Genomic DNA, 7,302 nt, shown 5'->3' with positions numbered 1-7,302 from the left:
CGGGCGGCCGGCGCGCGGACGACGTCTAGTCCGCCGCCATCCCGGGGTAGCGGCGCCCCTCCAGTTCGCCCAGCCCGAACTCCGCCAGCAAGGCGCGCAGGCTCTCCGCCGCGCTGCGCTTGCGCTGCCCGGTCCAGCGCGCCAGGATCAGCTCGTTCTTCAGCGAGTGCTCCCATCCCACCAGTTCGGTGACGGTGACCTGGTAGCCCATGGCTTCCAGGTACAGGCAGCGCAGCACGTTGGTGACCTGGCTGCCCAGCTCGCGCGTGTGGATCGGATGCCGCCACAGCTCCGCCAGCGGCGTGCGCGCCAGCGCCAGCGCCTTGTGCTCGCGCAGCGCGGTCGCCAGTTCGGCCTGGCAACAGGGCACCAGCACCATGAAGCGCGCGTGCTTGCGCAGGCCGAAGGCGATCGCGTCGTCGGTGGCGGTGTCGCAGGCATGCAGCGCCGTCACCACGTCGATCTTCGCCGGCAAAGCCGAGGCGTCCGCGGCTTCCGCGGCGCTCAGGTGCAGGAAGCTCATGCGCTCGAACCCGAGCCGCTGCGCCAGCGCGCGCGACTTCTCCACCAGCTCCGCACGGGTCTCGATGCCGTAGATGTGCCCCACCCCGCGCGGCTGGAAGAACAGGTCGTACAGCACGAAGCCCAGGTAGGACTTGCCGGCCCCGTGGTCGGCGAGCGTCGGATGGCCGCCTTCGGCCGGCAGCTCCAGCAGCACCTTCTCGATGAACTGCACCAGGTGGTAGACCTGCTTGAGCTTGCGGCGCGAATCCTGGTTGATGCGGCCCTCGCGGGTGACGATGTGCAGCTCCTGCAGCAGCTCCACCGACTGCCCCGGGCGCAGGCCGAGCTCCTCGCGGATGTCCTTCTTCATGCGTGCGGTCCCACGTCCAGCGCCGCCCAGCCCTCGGGGCCGAGCCGGCGCAGCGTCTCCATGTTGGTTTCGTAGATCGCCGCCGCGTCCGGGAAGGCGGCCACCGCGCGGTCCATGCTCTCCTCGCGCAGCAGGTGCAGCGTCGGCCAGGGCGCGCGGTTGGTGCAGTTGGTGATGTCGTCTTCCTCGGTGCCGGCGAAGACGAAGCGCGGATGGAAGCTCGCCACCTGGATCACGCCCTCGAGCCCGCGCTTGCGCACGATGCGTTCGGCGCGCGCCACCACGTCGTTGAAGTCGAGGAAATCCTCCATGCCGCGCGGGATCACCAGCAGCGTCGTGTCGCGCTCGCGCGCGGGCAGCGCCACCAGCGCCTCGAGCTCGCGGGTGAAGTCCGCCAGCACGCCTTGCGCGTCTTCCGCCTCGCTCGCCGCATAGTGCACCTGGCCCTTCACGTGCACGGCCTTCGCGAACGGGCACAGGTTCAGGCCGATCACCGCGCGCTCCAGCCAGCGTTCGGTATCGGCCAGGGCAGCGGCCGCTTGGGACATGGTCAGACGAAGGTGCTCGGTTGGCCCACGATACGCTTGGCCAGCTCGTCGAGCAGATCCTGCTGGATGCGTGCGGCCGGCCAGGTCGTCTGCACCACCTCGAAGCCCGCCGTGTTGAGCAGGCGGAAGTGGAGCTGGCCCTTGTCGTGGTCGGCCGTCGCCGTGACGGTGCCCCGGGTCTCGGTGAGGTACTCGTAGCGCACCTCCCGCAGGACGTTGTTCTTTTCCGGGTCGCGCACCTCGCGGCGGTCGTGCTTGACGGGCCCCATCATCAGCCGCTCCTCGACCTTCTTCATCTCGATCGGGAAGTTGACGCTGACCACGCCGGTGGTCACCGCGCCGGCCTTGGGCACGATGCGCCAGCCCATGCCGATGTAGTCGTACACCTCCCGGCCGCGCAGCGTCTTGCGCCGTGCGTCGGCGCGGAAGTCGACCAGCTTCATCGGCGGCCAGGGCGTCTTGCCGTCCAGCGACAGCGCCGGGGCGGCCGGCTGGATCACGGACAGCTGGCGGGCCAGGTCGTCGAGGTAGGAGAAGAGCAGGCGGCTCGCGCGCTCGGTCTGGGCGGCGAGCTGCTCCAGCCGCTCGTCCTCGGACGAGCGCTTCTCCTGCAGCGCCTGCGCCTGTGTCTTCAGCTGGTCGAGGAAGCCCATGTGTTCCAAAATTTTACGGCGCGGGCTGCGTTCTTGCGGCCCGCGTCGCGCCGTGGCCGGCCAGGAAACGGGCGATGCCCATCGCGATGCCTATGCCCGCCAGCGCGAAGGCCCCCGTGATCCACCACATGGCATGCCAGCCGCCCGCCAGCGCGGCGGCCCAGGCGGCCAGGGGCGGGCCCATGAACTGCCCGAAGGCCGACCACTGCTGCATCCAGCCGACCGTGCTGGAGACGCTGCCTTCGTCGGGCGCCACCCGCACCGCCACCGAGAACAAGGTGCCGGGCACCAGGCCGCCCACCGCCGAGAACAGCAGCACGCCCGCGTAGCGCACGAGCGCGACGCCCGTCGAGGCGCCGGAAGCCCAGGGCGCGAACGCCACGATCGCGCCCACCAGCATGGCCGCATAGCCGCACTGCAGCAGCACCGGCGCGCGCCAGCCGCGCTGCAACAGCCGGCCCGAGCCGATGTTGCCGATCATGTTGACGGCCGCCGCGAGCGCGGTGGCCACGGCGGCGAAGGCCGTCGGCAGCCCGGCCTGGGCATAGATGGTGGGCAGGAAACCGACCACGGCCAGCCACTGCGCGGAATAGACCGCGAAGGCCACGGAGACGAGCCACGGCCCCGGCGCGCGCAGGGTCCGGGCGATGCGCGCGCGCAGGCCCGAGCCGGCCGCGGCGATGCGCGCATCCGCCTCCGCCGGCACCAGCCGCCACAGGGCCACCGCCATCGCGCACGAGAGGGTCGCGAGCAACCACCACCAGCCCGGCCAGCCGCTCGCGGCGATGAAGGCGGGCCCGAGCAGCAGCGCGGTCGCGGTGCCGAAGGGCATGTAGGCGCCCCACAGGCCCAGCATGCCCGCCAGCCGCGCCGGCTGCACCAGCCGGCGGATCAGCCCCGGAGCGGGCAGCGAGGCGAGCAGGAAGCCCACGCCTTCCAGTGCGCGCAGCGCCAGCAGGGCTTCGGCCGTGGTCGCCGCGCCGCCGGCGAAGCTGGCCGCCGACAGCAGCGCGAGCCCGATCACCATCGTGCGGCGGGGGCCGATCGCGTCGGCCGCAGCGCCCATTGCGAGCCCCAGCGTCATGCCCGCCACCTGCACCAGCGACAGCAGGAAGCCCGCTTGCACCAGCGTGATGTGCAGGCTGTCCCGCAGCACCGGCAGCGCCGGCGGCAGCTTGCCGATGTGGAGGGCGGCGCTGATGCCCGCCAGCACCACGACGAGCGCGGGGTCGGGCCGCCTCACGATGCCAGCAGCCTGCGGCCGGTGAGCCGCTCGTGCTCGCGCAGCGCATAGCGGTCGGTCATGCCGGCGATGTAGTCGGCCACCGCCCGCGGCGTGTCGCCGCGCGCGGCGAAGCCGGCCTGCATCTCCTGCGGCTCGCGCAGGTAGAGCGCGAACAGTTCGCGCACCACTTCCTGCGCGCGGCCCGTGGTCTCGGTCACGCGCGGATGGCGGTACAGGTTGTGGAAGAGGAAGTGCTTCAGTTCGGCCGCCTGGGCCCGCAGCCCCTCGCTGAAGCACACCAGCGGGCCGAGCCGGCGCGCCGCGTCGGCACTGGCCGGGCGCGCCGCGTCGATGCGTTCGCGCGTCGCCGCGATGGCGTCGTACACCATCGCGCTGAGCATGCGCCGGATCGCCTCGTACAGGAGCCGGCGCCCTTGCAGCTGCGGATGGTCGGCCCGCGCCTGCGCGCAGTGCCCGCCGAAGAGGGGCACCTCGGCCACCTGCTCCAGCGTGATCAGGCCCGAGCGCACGCCGTCGTCGATGTCGTGCGCGTTGTAGGCGATCTCGTCGGCAAGGTTGCACAGCTGCGCCTCGAGGCTCGGCTGGGTGCGCTCGATGAAGCGGCGGCCGACGCCGCCGGGCTCGCCCTGCTCCAGCCGCTGCGCATTCGCGAGCGAGCAGTGCTTGAGGATGCCCTCGCGCGTCTCGAAGCACAGGTTGAGCCCGTCGAATTCCGGGTAGCGCTCTTCCAGCCGGTCGACCACGCGCAGGCTCTGCAGGTTGTGCTCGAAGCCGCCGTGCGCCGCCATGCATTCGTTCAGCGCGTCCTGCCCGGCGTGGCCGAACGGCGTGTGGCCCAGGTCGTGGGCGAGCGCGATCGCCTCCACCAGGTCCTCGTTGAGGCCCAGGGGCCGCGCGATCGAGCGCGCCAGCTGCGCCACCTCGATCGAGTGCGTGAGCCGGGTGCGGAACAGGTCGCCCTCGTGGTTGAGGAACACCTGCGTCTTGTAGACCAGCCGCCGGAAGGCGGTGGAATGCACGATGCGGTCGCGGTCGCGCTGGTACTCCGTGCGGGTGGGCGGCGGCGGCTCCGGGTGGCGGCGGCCGCGCGTGTCCTCCGGGTCGCTGGCGTAGGGAGCGAGGGTCATCGCGGCGCCCGCAACTTCAGCGGGTGGACTCCGCGAGCACCTCGCGCACCTGGTCGTCCGGCGCGGCGCGCACCGCGGCCTGGCCCGGGCGTTCGATCACGACGAAGCGGATCTCGCCGGCCTCGGCCTTCTTGTCGACCCGCATCAGCTCCAGATAGCGCTCGGCGCCCAGCGCGGGGCCCACCGTCGGCAGGCCGGCGCGCGCGATCAGCGCCGTCACCCGCTGCACGAAGGCGGCGTCCACGCCGCCGAGGCGCTGCGACAGCCGCAGCGCCATCACCATGCCGCAGCCCACCGCCTCGCCGTGCAGCCACTCGCCGTAGCCCAGGCCCGCCTCGATGGCGTGGCCGAAGGTGTGGCCGAAGTTGAGGATGGCGCGCAGGCCCGACTCGCGCTCGTCCTGGCCCACCACCTCCGCCTTGATCTCGCAGCTTCGCTTGACCGCATGCGCCAGCGCCTGCGGCTCGCGCGCCAGCAGCGCGTCGATGTTCGCCTCGATCCAGTCGAGGAAGGCCGGGTCGGCGATCGGCCCGTACTTGATCACCTCGGCCAGCCCGGCGCTCAGCTCGCGCGCCGGCAGCGTGCGCAGCGTGTCGAGGTCGCAGACCACCCGTGCCGGCTGGTAGAAAGCGCCGATCATGTTCTTGCCCAGCGGGTGGTTGATCGCGGTCTTGCCGCCCACCGAGGAATCCACCTGGGCCAGCAGCGTGGTCGGCACCTGGACGAAGGGCACGCCGCGCATGTAGCTCGCCGCCGCGAAGCCCGCCATGTCGCCCACGACCCCGCCACCGAGGGCGAACAGGACGGTCTTGCGGTCGCAGCCGTGGGAAAGCAGCGCATCGAAAATGCGGTTCAGCGTGGCCCAGTCCTTGTATTCCTCGCCATCGGGCAGGACCACGTCGAAGACGGCGCGATAGCGCGTGGTCAACGCCGCGCGCAGGCGCTCCAGGTAGAGCGGCGCGACGGTGGTGTTGGTGACGACGAGGGCGGCCGCGGCGGGGGGCAGCGCGTCCCAGCTCGCGGCCTCATCCAGCAGGCCGGCGCCGATCCGGATGTGGTAGCTGCGGTCGCCCAGCGCGATGCGGACTTGCTGGGGCGGTTCGGAACGGGGGGCGGACATGCCCCGAGTTTAAGCGGCGCCCGCGGGGCCTTCCCTGGGCGGCAGCTGCGCCAGGATCATGTGGACCAGTCGCGGCACCGAGGGCCGCGCGGTCTCGATCACGAAATGCGCGGCCTCGCGGTACAGCGCGTCGCGCTGGGCGTACATCTGGCGCAGCCGTTCCAGCGGATCGGCCACCTGCAGCAGGGGCCGCGTGGTGTCGTTCCTCAGGCGCCGGTACAGTTCCTCGGGCGAGGAGCGCAGGTAGACCACACTGCCGCCCGCGCGCAGCGCGTTGCGGTTGGCCTCGCGCAGCACCGCGCCGCCGCCGGTGGCGATCACCGCCGCAGGCCCTTGAGCCAGTTCCGCGATCACCTGCTGTTCGAGGTCGCGAAACGCCGCTTCGCCCTCGCGCTCGAAGAACTCACGGATCGAGCAGCCGAGCCGCTCCTCGATCACGTGGTCGGAATCGAAAAAAGGCAGCCGAAGCCGCCTTGCGAGATGCCGCCCGACAGTGGTCTTGCCACTGCCGGGCATGCCGACGAGGGTGATGTTCAACTCACGCGAACGTCAGTTGGCGAACTTGCAAGTGCTGGCGCCATAGGGGGCGGTCAGGAACGAGCCGTTGTCCTCGTCGCCATCCACGAAGCTCGTGATGTAGCTCTTCGAGTCCGTGCCTTCCGAACCCGCCACGTTGGTCGTCACGCGCACCGTATAGGCCAGCCAGGTCGCCACGTTCTGCGGGTACTCCACCTGGATCTGCATGCGGCCGTTCGCGCCAGTCGTGTTCGAGCCGAGGAAAGACAGGATCACGTCGGCCTTGCGCGGCTCGAGCTTGCCGCTGTTGTTGATGTCTTCCGGCGTCGGGCTGTTGTCGATGGCGCCGTTGCGGTTGGTATCCTCATTCGGGCACCACACGCGTCCGGTAGTCGCGCCGGGAACGGCGTCGGTCGAAATCCCCGTGGTGGCGATGTTCGGGGGGGTGTCGCCCGTCACCTGATAAGGACCGGTCGGTCCCACGTCGGTGAACTTTCCCTTGCCATAGTGCGTGATGTCCACGCTGGCGGAAACCACCGCGCCCGCCACTGCATTGCCGGCAGCATCCGCGACGGCGACATCGAACCTCTTGATGTAAGTGAGGTTGCTGGTGCCCTTGGTCAGCTCATTGTTGTCCCCGAGGGTGATGGCAAGCGGCTGGCTGGCGACCGTAAGGGTGCCGCGGACCACGTTGGTGCAAGCACCGTTTGCAATCTCCGCGTCGGTCAAGCCGTAGCAGGCCCGAACCTTCACGCCATTGGTGGGGCTGGATCGGGTGCCGGCAATGTAGTCAGCGATCGCTTCACCGTTGACATCGCTGAAGACGGTCGCCGTGCCGGTGCTGAGCTGCTCTCCTGCACCGAGCTTCGGGTCCTCCAGTTCGAAACGCACCCGAACGTTCTGGACGGCCTGGTTCGAGCCATTGATGAACTTCGCACGCATCGTTGCCCGATTGGTCGTGCTGCCGGCGGCGTTCGGCGCAATCGTGTTCGGAACGATGGCCAGGCTGGCCGAGCTGATCGGGCCCAGCGCATTCGGGATTCCGCTACCCGACCCGGTCAGCACCTGGACGCTGCGGCTTGCCTGGATTCCCAGGGCGCTCTCGTTGACGGTGTAGGTGCCCGCGGTCGCAGGCGCAGCCCCCAGGGTGCCGCTGGCATTGCCATTCAGGTCCGTGCTGGGGGTTCCGGTGAGCCCCAACGTGCCCGAGAACGTCAC

General features: G+C 70.6%; 7 protein-coding genes and 1 pseudogene. All 8 read right to left on the bottom strand.

Annotated elements, in window-relative coordinates; genetic code table 11:
- Window positions 1-25: 25 nt before the first annotated feature.
- The gene (locus VFM98_RS10980) at window positions 26-874 is read right to left on the bottom strand and encodes an SAM-dependent methyltransferase (RefSeq protein WP_325109960.1); all 849 of its coding nucleotides are present in this window, start codon (window positions 872-874) and stop codon (window positions 26-28) included.
- Window positions 871-1,422, bottom strand: a complete 552-nt coding sequence (locus tag VFM98_RS10975) for a DUF1415 domain-containing protein (RefSeq protein ID WP_325109959.1) — start codon at window positions 1,420-1,422, stop codon at window positions 871-873. Before VFM98_RS10975 ends, VFM98_RS10980 begins: the two co-directional genes overlap by 4 nt.
- Window positions 1,423-1,424: 2 nt before the next feature.
- Complete coding sequence (locus VFM98_RS10970) at window positions 1,425-2,075, bottom strand: hypothetical protein (protein WP_325109958.1); 651 nt, start codon at window positions 2,073-2,075, stop codon at window positions 1,425-1,427.
- 13 nt (window positions 2,076-2,088) lie between these two features.
- Entirely contained in the window at window positions 2,089-3,318 is a 1,230-nt protein-coding gene (locus VFM98_RS10965) for an MFS transporter (RefSeq protein WP_325109957.1), read from the bottom strand.
- The gene (locus VFM98_RS10960) at window positions 3,315-4,448 is read right to left on the bottom strand and encodes a deoxyguanosinetriphosphate triphosphohydrolase (protein WP_325109956.1); all 1,134 of its coding nucleotides are present in this window, start codon (window positions 4,446-4,448) and stop codon (window positions 3,315-3,317) included. Before VFM98_RS10960 ends, VFM98_RS10965 begins: the two co-directional genes overlap by 4 nt.
- Before the next feature lie 16 nt (window positions 4,449-4,464).
- Complete coding sequence (aroB, locus tag VFM98_RS10955) at window positions 4,465-5,568, bottom strand: 3-dehydroquinate synthase (protein ID WP_325109955.1); 1,104 nt, start codon at window positions 5,566-5,568, stop codon at window positions 4,465-4,467.
- A gap of 9 nt (window positions 5,569-5,577) precedes the next feature.
- Entirely contained in the window at window positions 5,578-6,105 is a 528-nt protein-coding gene (locus VFM98_RS10950; protein ID WP_325109954.1) for a shikimate kinase, read from the bottom strand.
- A 12-nt stretch (window positions 6,106-6,117) separates the two neighbouring features.
- Window positions 6,118-7,302: pseudogene (locus tag VFM98_RS10945) on the bottom strand (hypothetical protein); the annotation flags it as partial.

Source organism: Ramlibacter sp. (assembly GCF_035706265.1).
Classification (GTDB): Bacteria; Pseudomonadota; Gammaproteobacteria; order Burkholderiales; family Burkholderiaceae_C; genus Ramlibacter.
The sequence above is the reverse complement of the archived record's forward strand: the minus strand, read 5'-3'. Positions and strand labels throughout refer to the sequence as shown.